Here is a 22,548-nt window from a genome sequence, read left to right on the forward strand (position 1 = left end):
GGCGGGAGCGGCGTCAGGCGCGACGGACCCGGCGGAGCTTGCGCAGCCGGTCGTGCGGCTCGAACGCCATCGGGACGATCGTCGGCGGCACCAGCCCGGCCCGGCCGATCCGCTCCCGCAGGCTCGCCGCCGCCGCGTCGAACGTCTCGCGCGGCTCGACGGCGAGCCGGACGAGCGGCCCGGCGGGCCCACCCGCGTCGTCCGCCTCCTGCACCACCCGGAAGTCGGCGACGCCCGGAGCCGCGAGCACCGCCGCCCGCACGAAGTCGGGGTAGAACGGCGCCCGCGTCGCGGGATCGTCGGCGCGGGGGAGGAGCAGGGCGTCGTCCGAGCGCCCGACGATCTCCCGGACGGCCAGCCGGACGTCGCCGCAGCCGCACGTCCCGGGCACGAGGACGTCGCCGAGGCGGCGGCGCAGGACGGCCTGGGAGGAGCGCACGAGGTCCGTCACGACCGGCACGAACCGGCCGTCTTCCCCGTCTTCCCCGTCGTCTCCGTCGTCCCGACGGTTCCAGCCGTCCCCGCCGGGCTCCCGCTCGACGAGCACGAGGTCCTCCGCCAGGTGCAGCGTGCCCTCCCGGCAGCTCATCCCGAGGAACCCCTCCGCCGCCTGGTACACCTGGTCGACCCGGACCCCGAGCCCGGCCGTGATCTCCGCCGCGTCGGCGGGCTCCAGCACCTCGGCCGCCGAGAGGACGCGCTCGGGCGCGGGCCGCCCGCCCCACTCCCGCGCCACCATCCGGAGCACCGACGGCGGCGCGACGAGGACCGTCGGGCGCGCGGCGACGACCGACGCGACGAGCCGGTCCGGCGGCAGGGCGAGGTCGACGAACGAGAACGAGACCCGTCCGCCGTCGACGCTCTCGTACAGCGGTCCGCCGGCCCGCAGCACGAGCGTGACCCGGGCGCCGGCGAGCAGGCCGCGCGGCAGCGCCCTGGCCAGCACCTCGCCGGCCCAGCGGTCTCGCTCGGCGGGGGAGGTGAGGAACGCGGTCTGCTGTCCGGACGTGCCCGAGGAGAGCCCGACCGACAGCCCGCCGAGCGTCGTCGTGAAGTCGCGCCCGGTCTCCGCCGCGCGAGCCGCCGCGAGGCACTCGGCGAGCGAGAGCCCGCGCCGGTTGAGCCCGGCGAAGTGACGCAGGACGTCGGGCTTGTCCAGCACGGGCAGGTCGGACAGCTCGGCCGGCCGCCCGGCCGGGCCGGTGCCGAGATCGGCGTAGTAGGCGTACCGCCGCGGCGCGCGGGCGAGCACCCGCCGCAGGAGCCGGAGCTGGTGCGCCTCCAGCGCCGCCCGGTCGCGGAAGTGGTCCGGCGCGACGCGGCGCCGAGCCGCGAGGTAGTGCCCGAGCACCCGTGCCCTCACGCCAGCACGTCCCGGACCCGGCGGATCGCCGCCTCGTCGTGCGACGGCAGCACCACGAGCCCCGGTCGACGGCGCCGCAGGTCCCCGAGGGCGTCGATCGTCGCGGTGTAGGTCGACCAGTCGTGGCTGATGAGCCGCACGGGGGCGGCGGGGAGGGCGCCATCGGTGATCGCCCGGACGTCCCAGGCCGCGTCGCCGACGAGCAGCAGGTCCACGTCGTCGACGTCGTCGCCCCCACCGTCGCCGGCCGCGCCGCGGGCCCGGACGAGCACGCCGAGGTGACCGTCAGCGTGCCCGTCGAGCGGCACGACGACGACGCTGCCGTCGCCGAGCACGTCGCGTCCGCCGGGCAGCGGGCCGAGGTCGGCCCACGCGCCGTCGGCCTGCGGCAGGTCGGACGGGTCGACGGCCAGCCGGTCGACCGCGTCCGGCACGGTGCCCGGCACCCAGCCGCGCACGAGCGCGGCCCAGCCGCGCGTCGCGCGGAACGTCGCGAGCGCCGCGCGGTCGAGGACGACGCGGGGCTCCGGCCCCTCGGCGGCCACGTCCAGGACGTCCGCGAGCCCGCCGACGTGGTCGAGGTGGAGATGGGTCACGACGACGTCCGTCACGGGACCCAGCCCGAGCCGGTCGAGCTGGGCGGCGAGCGTGCGCGTGGGGTCGATCGTGACGGGGAGCAGCGCGCGGTAGACCCGGCTCAGTCCGCGCGAGGCCGCGGCGACCGCGCGGGGGGAGTAGCCGGTGTCGACCACGACGACGCCGTCCGGGTGCTCGATCACCGCGACCAGCGCGGGGAAGGTGACCCGGCGCCAGGGTCCGCCGCGTCGCGCGATCGCCCCGAGCTGGCGGGTGGAGCCGGCCTCGAGCAGGTGGACGCGGTGCGCCGGCGGCGGAGAGCCCATCGGGCCGCCTCAGTACCGCAGGACGGCGGCGGCGAGCGAGAGCCCGGCCCCCGTCCCGGCGAGGAGGACGAGGTCGCCCCGGCGCAGCCGGCCGGTGGTGACGGCGTGGTCGAGCGCGACGGGGATCGAGGCCGAGACCTGGTTGCCGTGGTCGCGGAGGATGTCGACGACGCGCTCGGGGTGCGGGGCCACCCGCTCGACGAGGTAGCGCATCCCGACCCCGCTGGCCTGGTGCGGGACGACGACGTCGATGTCCTCGAGCGTCACGCCCGCCTCGGCGAGGACGCCGTCGAGGAAGGCCGGGAGGTTCTTCGCGACGTGCCGCAGGAGGATCGCGCCGTCCATCGTGAACAGGTAGGAGTCGAGGTCGTCGGGCGGGGTGACGACGTTGAGGCGCGTCCCGCCCGCGTCGATCCGGCAGGCGCCGGCCGCCTCGGGCCACAGCGCGACGCGCGACGCCAGCACCGCGGGCGGCGCGGCCGCCTCGGTGCCGGCGTCGGTGTCGGCATCGGTGCCGGTGTCGTCGACGCGGCCGAGCACGACGGCCCCGGCCCCGTCGCCGAACAGCGCGCTCGCCTCGACGCTGTCGTGGTTCAGCCCCTTCGACGCGATCTCCGTCGCCACGACCGCGACGCGCGACCACTGCCCCGTCGCGATCCCGGCGGCGGCGGCGCGCAGGCCGGTGAGGAACCCGACGCAGGAGGTGTTGACGTCGAACCCCTCGGCGGCGCCGCCCGTGGCGCCGAGCGCGGCGAGGGTGAGGACGGCGGTGGTCGGCATCGGCTGCTCGGGCGACACGGCGGAGACGATGAGGGCGTCGAGGTCGTCGACGCCGAGACCGGCGCGCTCCAGCGCCTCCCGGACGGCCGCCGTCGCCATGCGCGACGAGGTCTCCTCCGGGCTCGCCCAGCGCCGCGAGGCGACCCCCGACCGGGCGAGCGACTCGCCCGGGGCGCGGTCGAACCGCGCGTCGAGCTCCTGCGACGTCACCAGCGTGCTCGGCTCGTACGACCCCGTCGCGAGGATCCGGACGGGCAGCGTGTGACGCCGTGAGGGCCCCGCGTCAGTCATCCCGCAAGAGTGGCACAGCGCCGGGCGGGTTCCGCGCGCGTCTCACGCCGGGGGCGCGACCGTCCGGAGGAACCGCAGCACCCGCAGGGCGCCGGCCTTGTCGATCGGCGCGTTCCCGTTGCCGCACTTCGGCGACAGCACGCACCGCGGGCAGCCGGCCGAGCACCGGCACGACGCGACCGCCTCGTACGTCGCGCCGACCCACCGCGTGGCGGCCTCGAACCCGCGCTCGGCGAAGCCGGCGCCGCCGGGGTGGCCGTCGTGCACGACGACGGTCGGCTGCTGCGTGTCCGGGTGCAGCGCCGTCGACAGCCCGCCGATGTCCCACCGGTCGCACGTCGCGAGCAGGGGCAGGACGCCGATCATCGCGTGCTCGGCCGCGTGGAGAGCGCCGGGGACCTCGCCCGCCGCGAGCCCGAGCTCCTCCGTCAGCACCTCGGTCGCGACCGACCACCACGCGCCCGTCGTCGGCAGCCGCCGTTCCGGCAGGTCGAGCACGGCGCTCGCCACCACCTCGTACCGCGGCGGGCGCCGGATGTCGTACGACGTCACCCTGCTCGTCACCTCGACCGGCCCGAACGCCCAGGTCACCGGGCCCCACTGCGCGCGCCGCCGGACGCCGAGCAGGGCAGCCTGGCGGGCCGAGCGGGCGCTCGTGCGGTACTCGACGTCCTCGCGGTGCACGAGCGCGACGCGGGCGCCCGGGCGCGCGGGGCGCGCGTCGGTCGCGTCGGTCGCGTCGGGCGGAGGGACGGCGTCGTCCTCGGGCTCGGCGTCGTCCGAGGCGAGCGCCCCGACCTCCCCGGGCGCGACCAGCGCGTCGACGACGAAGCTGCGCCCCTGGTGCACGTAGACGGCTCCCGGATGGACGCTGGCGTCGGCCGCGGCGTCGTCGACCGTCCCGAGCACGGCGCCGCTCGCGGCCTCGACGACGGGGACGCCGCGTCCGCCCGTCCCGCGCAGGTCCGCGAGGTCGGTCGGCGCCTCGGGCCGGGCGTGGTTCCAGTACCAGCCGGCCGGGCGGCGACGCAGCAGCCCGCGCTCGGCGAGGGCGTCGAGCATGGCGGCGTCGGGAAGGCCGAACAGGGGCAGGTCGGCCTCGGTGAGCGGCAGCTCGGCCGCGGCCGCGCACAGGTGCGGGCCGAGGACGTACGGGTTGGACGGGTCGAACGTGGTGACCTCGACGCCCTGGTCGAGGATCTCCTCGGGGTGGTGGACGAGGTAGGTGTCGAGCGGGTTGGCGCCGGCGACGAGGACGGCGAGCCCCTCGGCCCCGGCGCGTCCGGCGCGGCCGGCCTGCTGCCAGAACGACACCCGCGTGCCGGGCCAGCCGGTGAGCAGCACGGCATCGAGGCCCGAGACGTCGATGCCGAGCTCGAGCGCGTTCGTCGTGGCGAGGCCGAGGAGGCGTCCCGAGCGGAGCGCGACCTCGAGCGTGCGCCGCTCCTCGGGCAGGTAGCCGCCGCGGTAGGCGGCGACGGGGACGCTCCCCCCGGCCTCCAGCGTGCGGATCGGGTCCTCGTCGTCCCACGGGTGACCGGCCGACGGCTCGTCCCACGACGCGTCGGCCGACGGGTCGTCGGCGAGGCGCTCGTTGGCCGCGGCGGCGACCGCCTCGACCCCCGCGCGGGAGCGGACGAACGCGAGCGTCCGGGCGCGGGCGCGGGTGAGGTCGGTCAGCAGGTCGATCACCTCGCTCTGCGCGCTGCGCCGGGGCAGGTCGTCGGGCAGGCCGGCCACGTCGCCGAGGTCGACGCGGGTGAGGTCGAGCCCGTCAGCCGCCCACTCGTCGGGCGACGAGGCGGCCGGCTCGGCCGACGACGCGCGCGAGTCGAGCGGGGCCGGCTCCCAGAGCGCGATGCGCCGCCGGCCCTGCCGGGCGGTCGAGGCCGTGACGGATGCGACGTCGGCCCGGTCGGCGCCGATGAGGCGGGCGAGCGTGAGGTCGGGCTCGCCCGCGGTCGCGGAGGCCGCGGCGACGACCGGGCGCGCGCCGAGGTCGCGTGCGAGGCGGAGGAGGCGGCGCAGGACAAGGGCGACGTGCGCGCCGAAGACGCCCCGGTAGGCGTGCGCCTCGTCGAGCACGACGACGCTGAGGCTGCGCAGCAGACGGGTCCACCGCTCGTGCGCCGGCAGGAGCGCGAAGTGCAGGAAGTCGGGGTTGGTGAGGACGACGTCGGCGTGGTTGCGGGCCCAGTCGCGCTCGTCGCGGGGTGTGTCGCCGTCGCACGTGGTGATCCGGACGGGCAGGGCGGGATCGGTGGCGCCGACCAGCTCGCCGAGGGCCGCGAGCTGGTCGGCCGCGAGGGCCTTGGTGGGGGAGAGGTAGAGCGCGGTCGGCCGGCGCTGGAGCGTGGCGAGCGAGGAGCCCGAACCCGGACCGCCGCCCGCGCGCTGGGTGCGCTCGTGGTCGAGCACGCGCGAGAGCGTCGGGAGCCAGAGCGCGAGCGACTTGCCGGACCCCGTCGCCGTGGCGATGACGGTGTGCCGGCCCTCGTGGAGGTGCGTCGCCGCCTCGACCTGGTGCGCCCACGGACGCTCGACCCCGAGCCCGCGGTAGGCGGCGACGAGGCGGTCGTCGGCCCAGGTCGGCCAGTCGGCGCGCTCGCCGTCGACCGGTGGGAGGTCGGCGACGTGCAGCAGGCTCTCGCGCCGCTGCGGGGTGATGAGCAGGCTGGCCAGGGGGTCGAACGTGCTCACGGGTCCATCGTCCCACCCGTCGCCCGCACCACTCCTCGACGGGGCCGAGCCCCGCGGGGGGATGTGGGCCCGGGACCCGCCCGGCCATAGGCTTGACCCCATGCTCGATCCCGCCTCCGTGCTGTCCGACCGCGTCTCCGCCGCCATCGACGCGGCCTTCGACCTCCCCGGGCAGGACCCCGTCCTGCGACCGTCTCAGTTCGCCGACGTCCAGGCGAACGCGGCCCTGGCGCTCGCGAAGAAGGTGGGCGTCAACCCGCGCGAGGCGGCCGCGCGCATCCTGGCGAACCTCGACCTGAGCGACGTCGGTGACGTCGAGGTCTCCGGTCCCGGCTTCCTCAACATCACGGTGTCGCCCGAGTGGATCCAGCGCCAGGTCGCGGTGCTCGCGGCCGACCCGCGGCTCGGCGTCCCGACGCAGCCCTCGCGCGTCATCCCGATCGACTACTCCGCGCCGAACGTGGCGAAGGAGATGCACGTCGGGCACCTGCGCACGACGATCGTCGGCGACTCCCTCGCGCGCACGCTCGAGCGGCTCGGTCACCGCGTCATCCGCCAGAACCACATCGGCGACTGGGGCACCCCGTTCGGCATGCTCATCGAGCACTACCTCGAGGTCGGCGGCGACTCGCCCGAGGCCGACCTGCTGCGGACCGACCCGAACGCGTTCTACCAGGCCGCCCGCGCGAAGTTCGAGGCGGACGAGACCGGGCCCGACGGCATCGGCTGGGCCGCGCGGGCGCGCGAGCGCGTCGTCCGGCTCCAGGCCAAGGACCCCGAGACCATCCAGATCTGGCTCGGGATGATCGGGCACTCCAAGGAGTACTTCCACCGGATCTACGACGAGCTCGCGGTCACCCTGACCGACGACGACCTGGCCGGCGAGTCGATGTACGACCCGATGCTCGCCGACGTGTGCGACGAGCTCGTCGCGAAGGGCCTCGCGGTCGAGTCCGACGGCGCGCTGTGCGTCTTCCCCGACGGCTTCACCGGCCGCGACGACAAGCCGCTCCCGCTCATCGTCCGCAAGTCCGACGGCGGCTACGGCTACGCCACGACCGACCTCGCGGCGATCCGCTACCGCGTCCGGGAGCTCGGGGCCGACGAGATCCTCTACGTCGTCGGCGCCTCGCAGAACCTGCACTTCCGGATGGTCTACGCGACGGCCGAGGCGGCCGGCTGGCTCACCCGCGACGACGGCTCGCGCGTCACGCCGATCCACGTCCAGATCGGGTCGGTCCTCGGCGACGACGGCAAGATCCTGCGGACGCGCGCCGGCGCCCCGCTGCGGCTCGCGGCGCTCATCCGGGAGGGCGTGGAGAAGGCGGCCTCCGTCGTCGACGCGTCGCGGCCGGACCTCGACGACGTCGAGCGCGCCCGGATCGCCCGGATGGTCGGCGTCGGCGCCGTGAAGTACGCCGACCTCTCGGTCGCCCACGACACCGACTACGTCTTCGACTTCGACCGCATGCTCGCGCTCACGGGCAACACCGGCCCCTATCTGCAGTACGCGACGGCCCGCATCCGCTCGATCTTCCGCCGCGCCGACCTCGACCCGGCCGCCGTCCTCGCCGCCGGCGCCCCCGTCCGGGTCGCCGAGCCGAGCGAGCGGGCGCTCGCGCTCGCCCTGCTCGGGTACGGCGCCGTCGTCGCCGAGGTCGGCGACCAGCTCGTCCCGCACCGGCTCGCCGGCTACCTGTTCGAGCTGGCCCAGGCCTTCACCAGCTTCTACGACGCCTGCCCCGTGCTCACGGCCGAGGACACAGCCGTGCGCGAGTCGCGTCTCGTGCTCACCGCCGCGACGCTCCAGGTGCTCGTCGACGGTCTCGGCCTGCTCGGGATCGACGCGCCGGAGCAGATGTAGTCCCGCGCTACGTGATCGTCAGCGGTCCGGACGCCGTCGCGACGACGCCCGGGGCGCCGGGTCCCGCGGCCACGCGCACCGCGACGACGACCGTGTAGCTGCCGGGCGGGAGCGCGGTCGTCGTGCGGCCGCCGGCGGCCGCCGAGCCCACCGCGGCCGCACCGGCCGCGTCACCCCGCGTGTCCGCACCGGCCGCGTCGACGGACACGCCGTCGCGGGCCGGCGACGTCGGTGCCGTGGGCGGCTCCGCCGACTCGCTCGGCGGCGGGGCACACTCGGTCAGGAGGTCGTGCTCGACGGGGACGGACAGCGGGGCCCCGGGCTTGAGCGGCTTCTGGGGCGAGGCGTCGCTGGCCCCCGGGCTCGTCGCGACCACGACCTGGCCCCGGAGCACGACGACCTCGACCGTGAACGACGTCGAGACGGTCTCGACCTGGGTGCTCAGCGAGCCGGTCGCGTTGAGCGGGGAGCCGCTCGGCGTGTCCGGGAGGGCGGACAGGACCAGCGTCAGCTCGCGGTTCGGCGAGACCAGGTCGACCGACGAGCCGCACGCCGCGTCCCACGTCACGGTCGTGAGCGTGAGCGGCGTGGGCGTCGGGCTGGGGGAGGGGCGCGGCGACGACGTCGGGCTGGGCGTGGCGGTGCGCGTGGGGGTCGGCTCGGGCGCGTCCGGGGTCGTCGGCTGCTCGGGCTCGGGTTCGGGAGCCGGCGGCGCGGGCGTCGGGGTGTAGCGCGGCACGGCCTTGGTCGGCGAGGGGCTCGCGGGGTCGCGCACGCGGTCCGGCGTCGGGGATGCGGGCGAGGAGGGCGGTGTCGGGGCGGACGTCGACGTTCGCGGGCTGGGAGCGGGGCTCGCCGGTGGCGTGTACTCGGGGTAGCCGGGCTCCGCGATGGGCGGATCGGGCGGGAGCACCTGCGTGCCGGTGCAGCCGGCGACGAGCAGCCCGCCAAGGACGATGGCGACCGCGGCGCGCGTGCGCGCAGGAGAAAACCGAGTGCCCGCTACCGTCATGACGGACCAGCTCCCTCCACTGCTACGACTCGATCGGCCGCCCCCGGCCCTCGCGCCGCCTGCGCGCTGCGCCACCCCACGCGACGCGAATCTCCATCCGAACCCACGACCCGCGATCAGTCAAGCACCCCGAGACCGATCTCACGTCTACCCCGGTCATGTCGCGGTCGCGCGGGATCTTGCACGGGAGACCGGAGCGGTGCGGGTCAGGGGCCTGGTCTAGAGTCTCGTCCTAGTGTCCGAGCCGCGTCGTCGGGGCTCGGAGTCGCATCCCCCGGGTCGCCCGCGACTCGCGACAATCGTTCGTGTCGAGGAGGACACACATGCCGCAGCTCGGAGGCACCAGCCTCGTCATCGTCGCCGTCATCGCGCTCGTCGCGGTGGGGGCGCTCGCCGTCGCCGTCGTGCTCCGCCGCCAGGTGCTCGCCGCCGACGAGGGGTCGCCCCGGATGCGCGACATCGCGGCGGCGATCCAGGAGGGCGCCTCGGCCTACCTGGGGCGGCAGCTCCGGACGCTCGCGCTGTTCGCCGGGATCGTCTTCCTGCTCCTGTTCGCGCTGCCCGGCGAGGGTGGCGTCCGCATCGGGCGGTCGATCGCCTTCCTGCTCGGGGCGACGTTCTCCGCGGCGATCGGCTACCTCGGCATGTGGCTCGCCGTCCGCGCGAACCTGCGCGTCGCCGCGGCCGCCGACAAGCCGGCCGGCAAGGAGATCGGCGCCGAGATCGCGTTCCGCACGGGCGGCGTCGTCGGTATGAGCGTCGTCGGGCTCGGCCTCCTCGGCGCGTGCATCGTCGTGCTGGTCTTCCGGGTCGACGCCCCGGCGGTGCTCGAGGGCTTCGGCTTCGGGGCCGCGCTGCTGGCCATGTTCATGCGCGTCGGCGGCGGCATCTTCACCAAGGCGGCCGACGTCGGCGCCGACCTCGTCGGCAAGGTCGAGCAGGGCATCCCCGAGGACGACCCGCGCAACGCCGCGACCATCGCGGACAACGTCGGCGACAACGTCGGCGACTGCGCGGGCATGGCCGCCGACCTGTTCGAGTCCTACGCCGTCACGCTCGTCGCCGCCCTCATCCTCGGCAAGGCGGCGCTCGGGGAGCACGGCATGGTGTTCCCGCTCATCGTGACGGCGATCGGCGCGCTCGTCGCCGTCGTCGGCGTCTGGCTCACCCGGGTGCGCGGGACGGAGAGCGGGCTGCGGGCGATCTACCGCGGGTTCGCGCTCTCGGCGCTGCTCGGTGCCGTCCTCGCCGCGATCGCGGCGTTCCTCTACCTGCCGGGCTCGTTCGAGGAGATGCCGGGCACGGCGGTCCTCGGCGACGTCAGCGGCGACCCCCGCCTCATCGTCGCCGGCGCCGTGGTCATCGGCGTCGTGCTCGCCGGCGTCATCCTCGCGCTCACCGGTTACTACACCGGGACGACGACGCGGCCGACCAAGCACGTCGCCGCCACGACCCGGACGGGCGCCGCGACGGTCGTGCTCTCCGGCATCGGGGTCGGCTTCGAGTCGGCCGTCTACACCGCCGGCGTCATCGCCGCGGCGATCTGCGGCGTGTTCCTGCTGGCGAGCGGGTCGATCTGGCTCTCGCTGTTCCTCATCGCCGTCGCCGGGTGCGGGCTGCTGACGACGGTGGGCGTCATCGTCGCCATGGACACCTTCGGTCCGGTCTCGGACAACGCGCAGGGCATCGCGGAGATGTCCGGCGAGGTCTCGCCCGAGGGGGCCGCGATCCTCACGGACCTCGACGCCGTCGGCAACACGACGAAGGCGATCACCAAGGGCATCGCGATCGCGACGGCCGTCCTCGCCGCGACCGCGCTGTTCGGCTCCTACGCGGACGCGGTCAGCTCCTCGCTGCGCTCGCTCGGCACCGGCGTCGCCGCGACGGGCGACGCGCTCGTCGCCGCGATGATGAGCTACGAGATCATCTCGCCGATCACGCTCGTCGGGGTCATCCTCGGCGCCGCGACCGTGTTCCTGTTCTCCGGCCTCGCGGTCGACGCGGTGACGCGTGCCGCCGGCGCCATCGTCCTGGAGGTGCGGCGCCAGTTCCGCACGATGCCGGGGATCATGACGGGCGAGCAGCGCCCCGAGTACGGGCGCGTCGTCGACATCTGCACGCGCGACTCGCTGCGCGAGCTGGCGACGCCCGGTCTGCTGGCCGCGTTCGCGCCGATCGCGGTCGGGTTCGGGCTCGGCGTCGGGCCGCTCGCCGGCTTCCTGGCCGGCGCGATCGCCTGCGGCGTGCTCATGGCCGTCTTCCTCGCGAACTCGGGCGGCTCCTGGGACAACGCGAAGAAGATCATCGAGGACGGCGAGCACGGCGGGAAGGGCTCGCCCGAGCATGCCGCCGCGGTCATCGGCGACACGATCGGCGACCCGTTCAAGGACACCGCCGGTCCCGCGATCAACCCGCTCATCAAGGTGATGAACCTCGTGGCCGTGCTCGTGGCGCCCGCGGTCGTGGCGATGAGCGCGGCGGAGGGGGCGAACCACGTCGCGCGGGTCGGGATCGCCGTGCTCGCGGCGCTCGTCGCCGGTGGTGCGGTGCTTGCCTCGCGACTGCGGGCGACCCGGGCCGACCGGAAGAACAACCTGGCCGCGGCCGCCGACGCGGAGCACGCGGACCAGCTCGTCTAGCCCCCCGGGCGCCGGGTGCCGCGCTGCCCCCGCCGTCCGGCCGCCGCACCCCGCCCCCACGCTCCCCCCTCCGCTATCGGGGTGATGTCGATCGCGTATCGCGACCGAGGTCACCCCGATAGCGGAGCGTGGGGATGTCGTCGTCAGGATCGGCCGACGGGGCAGTCCGGCCGGCAGGGAGTCCCGCGACCCGGCCAGCCGCGCATGCGGTAGCCGCGTTCGACCAGAAGGGCCGAGCTGCACGGTGATCCGAGCACGTGCCGCCAGCGAAAGCGGAGCGTCGGCTGGCCGTAGGTCACCGTCGCCTCGTTGTCCCGCCAGATGTCCTCCGCGGTCTTGCCTTCGTGGATCCGGCCGTCGAGCTCGATCCGCAGGCCCCAGGTGTCGTCCAGCCCGTCGACCCGCACCTGCTGCCGACCCGTGCGGACCCAGACCTGGCGACGGGGCTCGGGCAGATGGTGGGCGCGGAGGACCAGCCGAGTGAAGCTCCACTCGAGGATCGACTCGTGCCCCTCCTCCTCGGGGGCGAGGACGGCCATGACCACGGCGCGCCAGCGCAACCGGTTCCACGCCGTCGCCTCCGCGCGCAGGTGTGCGGCGGTGCCGTCGGCGCGCGCCGTCTCGGTGAGGATGGCGACGACCTCGTCGGTGCTCGTCGCCGACTGGGTCCGCACGAGCGCCGCGAACGACGTCGTGGTCTGGGCCGGTCGTCGGTCCGGGACGATGAACGGGCGGCGGGTCTGGCGGATGGCGAGCCAGTCCTCGGGTGAGATGACGCGCCTGTCGTGGGGGACGACGACGTCGACCGTCCGCGGTGGCGAGTCGATGATGCGGTCGAGGTAGGCGGAGGCCGCCCCCGTGATCGCTGCCTCCGGTCCCGCGTAGAGCGAGGCGGCCCAGCAGCGCTGCCGGAACGAGACCTCGCCCGAGTTGGTGAGATAGACGCCCGGCAGGATCCGCTGCCAGCGCCCGGACACGACCTGGTCTCGCCCACCGTTGGGACGCACGCCCAGCTCCACCAGCTGCTCGCGGCTGATGACCCCGTTCTGGCGTCGGGCGAGCGCGCGAACGTCGCGGGGCGCGTCCGAGGCGGTCGGGTCGCGCACGAGGGTGACGGACAGCCGAGTCGGTTCGGTTGTGGTAGTCATGGCTCAGTATGAAGCTATTTGGCGACGCGGGAGTCCGCCTGTGGATGGCGGCCGCAGCTCGATCGGCCAGCTCCGAGGTCGGCCCCGCGCCAGCTCCGATATCGGGGTGGGCCAGGTCGTGTATCGCGATCGAAGTCACCCCGATATCGGAGGGCGGCGGCTCGGGCGAGGGGGGCTCGGAGGGAGCAAGGCCTGGGAGGGGCGGCGGCTCGGGCGAGGTGGGTCAGGGGCGCTCGTCGGCGCGGTCCGCCAGCGGGTCCCAGCCCGGGACGTGGACGAACCGTGAGATGACCGTCCCGATCGTCAGCAGGATGACCGGGTAGACCGAGAGGTAGAACCGGAAGGCGAGGTCGGGGTTCGGGCCGGGCCGGTCGCCGTTGTGGTACCCGAAGACCGTCGTGAGCGACCACAGCGCGATCGCGACGATGACGCCGTTGAGCCGTCCGAGCACGCCGAACGCCGCGAGGAACACGCCCTCGCGGTGGACGCCGTGACGGCGCGCGTCGTCGTCGAGCACGCGGGCCATGATGAGGTCGTTCGTCGCGAGCACGCCGGCGTAGCCGACGGCCACGGCGATGCCCGCCGCGATCGCGGTCGCCAGGTTGTGCGCGAAGAACATCGTGCCGAACGCGACGGCCGCGATGGGCAGGGCGCGCTTCCAGGTCCGCTCGGCGCCCCAGCTCCGCACGAGCCGCGCCCACACCGCGACGAGCCCGATCGCCGACACGATGACGACGACCTGCAGGATCGTCGCGGTCGTGCCGTCACCGCCGAGCGAGTACTTGACGAAGAGCTGCAGCCCGTTGAGGACGAGCGCCATCGCGGCGCCGTAGCAGGCGTTGACCACGCCGATCGTCCAGAAGTACCGCGAGGACAGGATCTGCCCCACCGAGCGGAAGAACGGCGGGCGCTGTTCCTGCTCGATCCGGGGGTTCTCGTGCACGCCCAGCGCCATGTAGAGGATGACCGCGACGCCGAGCACGGCGAAGATGATCGAGAGCCGTTCGTACCCGATCGTCGGATCGGCGCAGAGCGGGTCGTCGACCTCGCAGCCGAGCACGTTCCGGGCCAGGTACGGCGTGAGCCCGAGCGCCAGGATCATCGCGACGAGCTGACCCGCCTGCCGGATCGCGTTCGCCTTCGCGCGCACGCGCTCGGCCGGGAACAGCTCGGGCAGGAGGGCGCCGTAGTTGGCGTTGATGACGGAGTCGGCCATCTCCGCGAGGATCGTGAACGTCGCGAACCAGATCACGAGCAGGGTGGCGTCCGTCGCCACGCCGGTCGGCACCGTGAAGATGAGGATGCTCGCGACGAGCAGGACGAGCGCGCCCACGACGAGGTAGGGCTTGCGCCGGCCCCAGCGCGTGCGCGTGCGGTCGGACAGGAAGCCGAAGACCGGGTTGTCGATGGCGTCGATGACCGAGTACACGGCGTAGACCGCGGCGAACACCTTGGCGTCCATGCCGAGGACGTCGGTGTAGAAGTAGAGCATCGAGCCCTTGATGAGGTTGATCGGGATCGAGGTCCCGAACATCCCCACGCCGTAGCGCCAGGTGCCCGTCTGCTTCACCGGGGCCGGCTCGGCCGGGGTCGTGGTCGCGTGCGTCACGCGTGCGAGCCTAAGGGACGGTGATCCAGTGCTCTTGTCGCACGTCGTTGTCGGCCGTCAGGGTCACCAGAAGCACGGTGCCCGGCGCGCTGTTCGCGAGGCGGAGGCCCGTGACGGCGTCCGACGAGCCGGGTGCGAGCGTCGAGTTGTCGAAGGCCGGTCCGGTCAGGGTTCGGGCCAGAGCGCACTCGGCCGCGAGGGCGTCGGGCTGCTCGACAGCGCAGCGAACCAGGCCGTTGAGGAGGCTGAGGTGCCCGGGGCCGCTCTCGATCTCGACCCGCATGCGCACCCCCGTGATAGTGCTCTGACCGCTGTTGGTCAGCGGGAGGTACACCTGGAGCCCGGAGCTGTCGCCGGGTCGGATCTCGGGGGTGAACACGAGGTCCGGCTCCTCGGCGAGGACGTCGACGCCCTCGGTGACGGGGGACGTCAGCTCGTCGGCGGTGAGGCGGATCGCCACGAGTGTCAGCTCCGTCGTGCCGACGACGCGCGGCCCGACGACGTCCGAGCGACCCGCCGGAAGCGCGCCCCACCGGCATGCGACGGTGCGCGCGTCGACCGGCTCGCACCCCTCGTCCGATGTGCCCGGGTCGAAGGCGGCGTCGCTGCCCTCGGGCAGGGTGAAGGTGACCGCGGGCGACGTGAGGGGCGCGTTCGCGTCGATCGCCAGCGCGATCTGCTGGCCCGCCGCGATCGCGCCGGACGGGACGAGGAGGCCGGCCGTCACCTCGAGCGGCGAGATCTCGACGACGCGCTCGACCGCTGGCCGGTCGCCGTCGGTGAGCCGGACGGTCAGGAGCTGTGCCTGGAACGAGGGCACGGTCTCGACGACGACCTCGACGTCCGTGTGCGGATCGACCGAGTCGAGGGTGCAGGTGGTCAGCGACCCCACGCCGTGGCAGGCCGCCCCGACGCCGATGATGGACACGCGCGGGGCGTTCACCGGGTCCGGCTCGGCGGGCTCAGGGCCACCGTCGGGAGCGAAGCCGAGCGGGCGCGGACCCGTCAGCTGCTCGACCGAGAACGACAGGACGGGCGCCGTCAGCCCGTGCTCACCGCCGCGCAGCGGGAACGTGAGGCTGCCGCCGGCCGGCACGGTGTCCGGGAGGGTCGGCAGCTCGTCCTCGCCGAGCGCCGGCGGATCGCTGGGCTCGGGCGACGGCGTCGGAGACGGAGAGGGTGTCGGCGATGGCGTCGGCGACGGTGAGGGCGTCGGTCGCGGCGACGGGCTCGCCGGAGACGTCGGCTGCGTCGGTGTCGGTGTCGGTGCCGGCGTCGTCGGCCGGCTGGTCGGGACCGGCGTCGGGCGAACGGCGGGGGTGGTGACCGGGACGGTCGTCGGCGGGGTCACGACACTCGCGACGTCGGCCGGCCCGGGGAGCGGGGCGTCGGCGTCGGCGTCCGCCGGGGCATCCGTCGTGCCGGCGTCGGGCGCGTCGGTGTCGGACCCGGACGACCCGGGGTCGCTCGACCCGCCGGGGTCCGTCGAGCCGGCGCTCGTCCCGGGACCTGCCCCCGCGTCGGGGTCGGGGGTAGAGCCCATGAAGTGGTTGACGGCGGCCCAGCCGCCGACGGCGAGACCCACGACGGCGACGACGCTCGCGGCGACCCCGACCACGGCCCCTCCGCCGCCCGCGGCGCCGCCGGCACCCCCGCCGGCGCCCCCGGCTCCGCCGCCCTTCGGGGCGATCCCGAGCAGGGTGAGGATGCCGCCCGTCGCGGTGGCCGCGGCGAGGGCTCCGGGCAGGAGGACGTTGCCGGCCGCCGTGCGCGCGCCGAGCAGGAACACGAACTGGGACTCGCAGTCCTCGCACGAGCGGCGGTGCGCGCGGACCGCCTCGTCGGACTCCCCGCCCGGCTCGAGCGCCGCCTCGACCATGAGGCCGCGGATCCGCTCGCACTGGTCGTTCGTCGTCGGCAGGAGGTGGGAGCGGAGGAACCGCTCGCGGAACGTGCGACGCGCGCGGTAGAGCATGGCCGAGCACGCGTTCGCGCTCACGCCGAGCTCCTGGCTGATCTCGGTGACCGTGTGCCCCTCGATGTGGTTCCGCACGAGGATGCCGCGCGCGGACTCGGGCATCCCGGCGAGCACCTCGCGGACGAGGAGACGCTGCTCGTGCTTCTCGGAGCGCGTCTGGCCCGGCAGCTCGTCGGGCTCGGGCAGCTCGGCCTCGCGGCTGCGCTTGCGCAGGAGGTCGATGCACAGGTGGCGCACCGTCGAGTCGAAGTAGGCCTCGTAGCGGTGCGGCGTCCCCTCGTCCGGCACCCGCATCATGCGGATGAGGGCCTCCTGGACGACGTCCTCGGCATCGGCCTGGGAGAGCCGGAACGAGCGGGCGATGGTCGTCCCACGACGGCGCAGCGAGCGGTACTGGGCGAGGTCGACCGCTCGACCGGCGACGCCGGTACGCGAGTCAGTCAGTGCCATGAACGCTCCCATGGAGCCACCCACGGCCCCGCTGCTGGATCCTCCTTGAGGTCGGTGCCCCCACACCGCGTTCCATTGTGCCGCATCGTGCTCGATATCCCAAGGGGAGGCGGCCCCGGCCGCCCCGACCCGCGTCAGGCCAGGCGGGACCAGAGGAACTCGTACGCGAGCGCCCCCATCATCGCGGCCTGCGCGTTGGTCGACGCGCCGCCGTGACCGCCCTCGACGTTCTCGTAGGACAGCACCTCGTGTCCCAGCTCGCGCAGGAGCGCCGCGAACTTGCGGGCGTGCCCCGGGTGCACGCGGTCGTCCCGCGTCGAGGTGGTGAGCAGCACGGGCGGGTAGGTCCGGTCGCGTCGGACCAGGTGGTACGGGGAGAACCGCTGGATGAACTCCCACTCGGCCGGGTCCTCGGGGTTGCCGTACTCCGCCATCCACGACGCCCCCGCCAGCAGGAGGTGGTAGCGGCGCATGTCGAGCAGCGGGACCTGGATGACCACGGCCCCGAACAGCTCGGGGTACGTCGCGAGCATGTTGCCGGCGAGCAGCCCGCCGTTCGAGCCGCCCTGCACCCCGAGGTGCTCGGGCGAGGTGATCCCGCGCGCGACGAGGTCGGCCGCCACCGCCGCCAGGTCCTCGTACGCGCGCGGCCGGTTCTCCTTGAGCGCCGCCTGGTGCCAGGTCGGCCCGTACTCGCCGCCGCCGCGGATGTTGGCGACGACGTAGACGCCCCCGCGGTTCAGCCACGCCCGGCCGAGGCCGCCGGAGTAGCCCGGCGTCAGCGAGATCTCGAAGCCGCCGTAGGCGTACAGGAGCGTCGGCGCCCCGCCGTCCGTCGCCAGGTCCTCGGGCCGGACGACGAAGTACGGCACGCGCGTCCCGTCGGCCGAGACCGCGAAGTGCTGCTCGCTCACCAGCCCGGCCGACTCGAAGAACTCCGGCCCGGCCTTGAGCGGCTCGCTCGCCACGACGGACCCGGCGTCGGCGCCGTCGGCGGCGAGCGTCACGAGGGAGAGCGTGGTCGGCGTCAGGTAGTCCGACGACGTCATCCACAGGCCGTCGGCGAGCTCCCCGCCCAGCGAGTCGCCGGCGCGGTCGACGCTCGCGACGCTCACCGTGCCCAGCGGCGGGGCCGCGGGGAACGGGCGTCGCCGCCACTCGCCGGGCCCGACGCGCCGCCCGCGCGCCGCACCGCCCGCCCCGCCGTCCACGATGCCCTCGGCACCGGTCGCCGGCGGCGTCAGCACCTCGAGCCGGTTCTTCACGTCGTCGAGCACGTTGACGACGAGGTGGTGCCGCGTCCAGGTCGCCCCGACGAGCGCCGTCGTCGGCGTCGGCGCGAACAGCACGGCGAGGTCGCGCGAGCCGGCGCGGTAGGCGTCGAGGTCTCCCGCGAGGAGCGACCCGGCCGGGTACGTGCGCGACTCCTCGCCCGCGGGCAGCCCCGCCGTGACCGTCCAGTCCTCGCGCGGCTCGACGAGCAGCCACTCGCGGTACGCGCCGGCCTCGGCGGAGTCCGGGACGTCGATCTTCTCCGGCCCGTCGTCGGTCAGCAGGAAGAGCTCGTCGGTCCAGAAGGTCAGCGCGCGGGAGACCCAGTCGCGCTCGAACCCCTCGGTGCGGTCGTGGTGCGCGGAGACGGCGAGGTCGGTGTCCTCGCCCTCGAACACGACGGTCGCGTCGGCCAGCTCCTGCCCGCGACGCAGCAGCCGCGCCCGGCGCGGGTACCCCGACGTCGTCGCGGCGTCGTCGGCCGTCGCGACGAAGACGGTGTCCCCGTCGACCCAGGACATCCCGCCCTTGGCCTCGGGACGGTGGAAGCCGCCGACCTCGGGAGCGACGAAGGTGCGCGTGACGAGGTCGAACTCGCGCGTCTCGTCGGCGTCGGAGCCGCCGCGCGACAGGTCGACGAGCGCGCGGCGGTAGGCGAGGGGACCCGTCCGGAGGATCTGGGCGCCGTGGAAGACCCAGTCGACGCCGTCGGCTGCCGAGAGCTCGTCGAGGTCGAGCAGGACGTCCCACGTCGGGTCGTCGGTGCGGTAGTCCTCCAGCGTGGTGCGACGCCACAGCCCGCGCTCGTGCTCGGCGTCCTTCCACAGGTTGTAGAGGTGGTCGCCCGCCAGCCCGACGCCCGGGATCTTGTCCGCGGAGTCCAGCACCTCGCGGATCTCCGCCTCGATCCGCAGGAATCGCTCCGAGGTCGCGAGCACCTCGGTCGCCTCGGCGTTGCGCTCGGCGACCCAGGCGAGGGCGTCGGTCCCCTCGACCTCCTCGAGCCACAGGTAGGGGTCGTCCGGGGTGTCGGCGGAGGGGGCGGGGGTCGCGGAGACGTCGGTCACCCGGTCAGCCTAGGTCGCCGGCGGCCGCGGCGCGCCGGGGGGCGGAGGGCACCGACCGGTACCCGCCCGCACGCCCGACGCGACCTGCGGCTACTCCGCGTCCGGGGAGTCGCCGTCGAGCTCCGGGTGCGACGGGACCGTCGCGGTGATGATGGAGCCGTCCTCGCGCACGGCGCCCTCGATGTCCCGCAGCGACGGCCGGCCCGTCCGGGTCTCGACGCCGGTGAGGTGCACCGTCGTCGTCTCCCCGCGCGGGACGGTCACGACGGCGCCCTCGACGACCACGTCGATCGAGTCCGCCGGACCCGTCTCGAGGTCGAACGCGATCTCGTAGTGCCGCACGGTCACCAGGAGCCGGGTGCCCTGGAGCGTCAGCCGGAACCGCAGGTACTCCCAGTCGCGCGGCAGCCGCGGGTCGAACGACCAGGCCCCGGCGAAGTCGCGGAACCCGCCGAACCCGGCGACGAGCGCGTTCCACACGCCGCCGATCGACGCGACGTGCGCGCCGGCGTCGGCGTTGGCGTGCAGGTCGGCGAGGTCGACGAAGCACGCGGCGGCGAAATACTCCTCGGCGAGGTCGGCGTACCCGACCTCCGCCGCGATGATCGACTGGGCCGCGGCCGACAGCGTCGAGTCGCCCGTGGTCAGCGGGTCGTAGTACTCGAAGTCGGCGAGCTTCTCCTCCGCCGAGAACTCGTCGCCCTGGAGGTAGAGCGCGAGCACGACGTCGGCCTGCTTGAGCACCTGGTGGCGGTAGATGACGAGCGGGTGGTAGTGCAGGAGCAGCGGCCGCTTGTCGGCCGGGGTGTTCGCCAGGTCCCAGACCTCCTTGAGCAGGAAGTCGTCGTCCTGGGGGTGGATGCCGAGCCGCTCGTCGAACGGGATGTGCATGCCGTCGGCCGCGCGGGCGAACTCCGCGATCTCCGCCTCGGTCAGGCCGAGCCGCGTGACGGCGAGCGCGTAGGCGCCCGGGTCGCACTCGGAGAGCCAGCCGAGGTCGCGCACGGCCGCGCGCAGGTTGGCGCGCGCCATGACGTTGGTGAAGAGGTTGTCGTTGACGACGGCGGTGTACTCGTCCGGCCCGGTCACGCCGTGGATGTGGAACTGCTCGACACCGTCCGCCCCGCGGCGCCAGAAGCCGAGGTCGGCCCACAGGCGCGCGGTCTCCACGAGGATGTCGATGGCCTCGCGGGCGAGGAACTCCTCGTCCCCGGTCGCGGCGACGTACTGGGACACCGCGTGGGAGATGTCGGCGTCGATGTGGTACTGCGCCGTGCCTGCCGCGTAGTAGGCCGACGCCTCCTCGCCGTTGATCGTCCGCCACGGGAACAGCGCCCCGCGCTGGTTGACCTCGACGGCCCGGCGGCGGGCCGCGTCGAGCATCGTGTAGCGGAACCGCAGCGCGTTGCGCGCCACCGACGGCGAGGTGTAGGTGAGGAACGGGAGGACGTAGATCTCGGTGTCCCAGAAGTAGTGCCCGTCGTAGCCCGAGCCCGTCATGCCCTTGACGGGGATGCCGGTCCCCTCGGCGCGCGCCGCCGCCTGCAGGAGCTGGAACAGGTTCCACCGCACGGCCTGCTCGAGCGCCGGCTGCCCGCCGATCTCGACGTCGCTGCGCTGCCAGAAGTCGGCCAGCCAGGCGCGCTGCGTCTCGAACGCCGCCGCCACCCCGGCGCTCGCCCCGCCCTCGTGGCCGCGCACCCGGTCCAGCGTGCGCCGCCCGCGGCTGACCAGCTCGACGGGGGGGACGCCGCGCGAGGTGTGGACGCTCACGACCTTGGTGATGGTCGTCGTCGTCCCCGGGGTGGCGTCGATCCGGTAGGTGACCTTGGCGAGGTCCTCGGAGATCTCCGTCCGCGTCTCGTGCGCGTCCGTCGTCGTGATCCAGTTGTCCGCGACCATCGCGAGCGTCATGCCCGAGTTCGTCACGCGGTAGCCGAGCGCGTGCCGCGTCCCGGCGTCCGTGACCTCCTCCCAGTGCAGCTCCGGCTGCAGCACCCGCCCGTCGAGCGCGGCGGCCCGGCGGGGGTCGAAGCCCTCGCCCATCGCGGCGCTCGGCACGTGGTACTCGTCCTGCCCGTCCTGTCGGTTGAGGATCTGGCAGCTCACGGCCACGGGGGCGTGGGAGTCGAGCATCGTGAGCTCGTAGGTCATGACGGCGAGGTGACGCTCGGCGAACGACACCATCCGCCGGCTGCGGATGTGCACCCGCTTGCCGGACGGCGTGCGCCACACGAGGTCCCGGTTCAGCACGCCCTCGCGGAAGTCGAGGCTGCGCTCGTACCGCTCGAGGTCTGCGACCGCGAGGAGCAGCGGCTCGTCGTCGACGTAGATCCGCATGGTCTTGGGGTCGGGGACGTTGACCATCGTCTGCCCGACCTTCGCGAACCCGTACGCGTCCTCCGCGTGCCGGATCGGCCAGGTCTCGTGGAAGCCGTTGACGAAGGTGCCGTGCGTGTGGGAGTCGCGCCCCTCCTCGACGTTCCCGCGCAGCCCGAGGTAGCCGTTCGCGACGGCGAACAGCGTCTCGGTCACGCCGAGGTCCGACTCGTCGTAGCGGATCTCGGTGAGCGCCCAGGGGTCGATCGGGAACCGGGTGCGGTCCAGCGGGTCGAGGATGTCGTCGACGGTGCGGATCATCGGCTGGTCCCGTTCTCGGTGGTGGGCTCGTCGGGGGTGGCGTCCGGCTGGTCGCGCTGGTCGGGGACCGGGACGAGCTCGCCGAGGTCGTCGACGACGACGTCGGCACCGCTCGCCAGCAGCTCGGCGTGCCCGGCGCCGCGGTCGACCCCGAGGACGAGCCCGAAGCGACCGGCGCGTCCGGCTGCGACGCCGGAGTGCGCGTCCTCGACGACGACGGCCCGGTCGGCCGGGACCCCGAGGAGCTGCGCGGCGTAGAGGTAGGTGTCCGGGTTCGGCTTGCCCGGGATGCCGCGGTCGGCGGCGACGACCCCGTCGACGATCACCTCGAACCGGTCGAGCAGGCCGGCGGCCTCGAGCACGGGCCGGGCGTTCTTCGAGGAGGAGACGACGGCGACCTCGACCGGTCGTCCGTCCGGCCGCACGCAGCCGGCGAGCAGGTCGAGGAAGCGGACGGAGCCGGGGTAGGGCTCGACGCCGTCGGCGTCGAGGACGGCCGTGAACAGCGCGTTCTTGCGGTTGCCGAGCCCGCACACGGTCTCGGCCTCCGGCCCGTCGGACGGGTCGCCGTCCGGCAGCGCGATCCCGCGCGAGGCGAGCATCGCCCGGACGCCGTCGTAGCGCGGCTTGCCGTCGATGTGGGCGAAGTAGTCCGCGTCGGTGTAGTCCGGCGCGTAGGGCAGGAACAGCTCGCGCCAGGCGCGCATGTGCACGTCGGCGGTGGGGGTGAGGACGCCATCGAGATCGAAGAGGACGGCGTCGAGCGGGTCGAGCTCGGTGGTCCCGGACGGGGCAGAGGTGCTCACCAGGAAAGGCTAGTGGGTGGGTGTTGA

The 22,548-nt window shown here is 74.5% G+C and carries 13 protein-coding genes; 2 read left to right on the plus strand and 11 right to left on the minus strand.

The features are described from left to right. Positions 1-13: 13 nt before the first annotated feature. From EDD28_RS08030 to EDD28_RS08045, 4 genes are read right to left on the minus strand one after another with little or no spacing between them, the layout of a single operon-like run. On the minus strand, positions 14-1,363 hold the full coding sequence (locus EDD28_RS08030; RefSeq protein ID WP_170169399.1) for a F390 synthetase-related protein: 1,350 nt from the start codon (positions 1,361-1,363) through the stop codon (positions 14-16). After that, positions 1,360-2,265 carry an MBL fold metallo-hydrolase gene (locus EDD28_RS08035; RefSeq protein WP_123739129.1) on the minus strand — a complete coding sequence of 302 codons (906 nt, stop codon included), beginning with the start codon at positions 2,263-2,265 and terminating at the stop codon, positions 1,360-1,362. The genes EDD28_RS08030 and EDD28_RS08035 overlap by 4 nt, the downstream gene beginning before the upstream one ends. Before the next feature lie 9 nt (positions 2,266-2,274). Then, positions 2,275-3,336, minus strand: coding sequence for a 3-oxoacyl-ACP synthase III family protein (locus EDD28_RS08040; RefSeq protein WP_123739130.1), 1,062 nt, complete (start codon positions 3,334-3,336; stop codon positions 2,275-2,277). Positions 3,337-3,378: 42 nt separating this feature from the next. Then, a complete protein-coding gene (locus EDD28_RS08045; RefSeq protein ID WP_245967966.1) occupies positions 3,379-6,036 on the minus strand; it encodes a DEAD/DEAH box helicase in 2,658 nt (885 codons plus the stop codon). Between the two features lie 100 nt (positions 6,037-6,136). On the opposite strand from EDD28_RS08045, the gene argS reads away from it, so the two are divergent. Beyond that, positions 6,137-7,900: an arginine--tRNA ligase gene (gene argS / locus EDD28_RS08050; RefSeq protein ID WP_123739132.1), complete on the plus strand. Its 1,764-nt coding sequence runs from the start codon at positions 6,137-6,139 to the stop codon at positions 7,898-7,900. Positions 7,901-7,907: 7 nt separating this feature from the next. Here argS and EDD28_RS17325 read toward each other — a convergent pair whose 3' ends face one another. Then, on the minus strand, positions 7,908-8,912 hold the full coding sequence (locus tag EDD28_RS17325; protein WP_170169400.1) for a hypothetical protein: 1,005 nt from the start codon (positions 8,910-8,912) through the stop codon (positions 7,908-7,910). 323 nt (positions 8,913-9,235) lie between these two features. Here EDD28_RS17325 and EDD28_RS08065 point away from each other — a divergent pair, with 323 nt between their 5' ends. Next, entirely contained in the window at positions 9,236-11,551 is a 2,316-nt protein-coding gene (locus EDD28_RS08065) for a sodium-translocating pyrophosphatase (RefSeq protein WP_123739134.1), read from the plus strand. A gap of 143 nt (positions 11,552-11,694) precedes the next feature. Here EDD28_RS08065 and EDD28_RS08070 read toward each other — a convergent pair whose 3' ends face one another. The 6 genes from EDD28_RS08070 to EDD28_RS08095 form a co-directional block, all read right to left on the minus strand. Further along, positions 11,695-12,699, minus strand: coding sequence for a type IV toxin-antitoxin system AbiEi family antitoxin domain-containing protein (locus tag EDD28_RS08070; RefSeq protein ID WP_148059569.1), 1,005 nt, complete (start codon positions 12,697-12,699; stop codon positions 11,695-11,697). 223 nt (positions 12,700-12,922) lie between these two features. Beyond that, the gene (locus EDD28_RS08075) at positions 12,923-14,308 is read right to left on the minus strand and encodes an MFS transporter (RefSeq protein WP_245967967.1); all 1,386 of its coding nucleotides are present in this window, start codon (positions 14,306-14,308) and stop codon (positions 12,923-12,925) included. Between the two features lie 10 nt (positions 14,309-14,318). Further along, complete coding sequence (locus EDD28_RS18080; protein WP_170169401.1) at positions 14,319-16,736, minus strand: sigma-70 family RNA polymerase sigma factor; 2,418 nt, start codon at positions 16,734-16,736, stop codon at positions 14,319-14,321. 134 nt (positions 16,737-16,870) lie between these two features. After that, entirely contained in the window at positions 16,871-19,075 is a 2,205-nt protein-coding gene (locus EDD28_RS08085; RefSeq protein ID WP_123739137.1) for a prolyl oligopeptidase family serine peptidase, read from the minus strand. A 90-nt stretch (positions 19,076-19,165) separates the two neighbouring features. After that, the gene (locus tag EDD28_RS08090) at positions 19,166-21,715 is read right to left on the minus strand and encodes a glycoside hydrolase family 65 protein (RefSeq protein ID WP_123739138.1); all 2,550 of its coding nucleotides are present in this window, start codon (positions 21,713-21,715) and stop codon (positions 19,166-19,168) included. Then, positions 21,712-22,524 carry an HAD family hydrolase gene (locus EDD28_RS08095; protein WP_211339212.1) on the minus strand — a complete coding sequence of 271 codons (813 nt, stop codon included), beginning with the start codon at positions 22,522-22,524 and terminating at the stop codon, positions 21,712-21,714. Before EDD28_RS08095 ends, EDD28_RS08090 begins: the two co-directional genes overlap by 4 nt. Positions 22,525-22,548 lie beyond the last annotated feature (24 nt).

This window comes from Salana multivorans, from assembly GCF_003751805.1.
Classification (GTDB): Bacteria; Actinomycetota; Actinomycetes; order Actinomycetales; family Beutenbergiaceae; genus Salana; species Salana multivorans.